Genomic DNA, 480 nt, shown 5'->3' with positions numbered 1-480 from the left:
TAAGCCGCGAGACTTCATGCTTTGGAGCAGCTCCGTCCAGACTTCAATGTTTTCATTGGGCGCAATGCAGTAGTCGATAACTTCCTTGTGGCCATTAGGTTTGATACCAATGGCAATATAGACAGCCTCACGTTCAAAAGTTTCTCGGCGCAGAGGAACGTAGGTAGCGTCTAGATAAACGCAGAAGAACTTATCGCTCAGCTTACGCTTGTGATAGGCCTCTACCTTGGGGATCATCTGCTTAGAAATATTGGATACTTGAGCGGGGCTGTAATGGCTGCCATACATTTTTTCAATCAAATCAGCTATCTCTCTGGTAGTTACGCCTTTAGAGTAAAGCTTGATGATCATGTTTTCCAACACATCTGCATGCTGCTTGTAGTCAGGCAGCGTGTGCTGATGAAACAGGCCGTTGCGGTCTCGTGGCACCTGGATTTCAATTTTGCCAAACTGCGTATCCACCTTGCGAAAGTAGGCACC

At 46.9% G+C, this 480-nt stretch carries 1 pseudogene; it reads right to left on the bottom strand.

The features are described 5' to 3' along the window. Nucleotides 1-480 (bottom strand): annotated as a pseudogene (locus FC77_RS07745) (IS256-like element IS1201 family transposase); the annotation flags it as partial.

Source organism: Lactobacillus acetotolerans DSM 20749 = JCM 3825, from assembly GCF_001436775.1.
GTDB classification, from domain to species: domain Bacteria; phylum Bacillota; class Bacilli; order Lactobacillales; family Lactobacillaceae; genus Lactobacillus; species Lactobacillus acetotolerans.
This window is presented reverse-complemented; position numbering and strand designations above follow the sequence as displayed.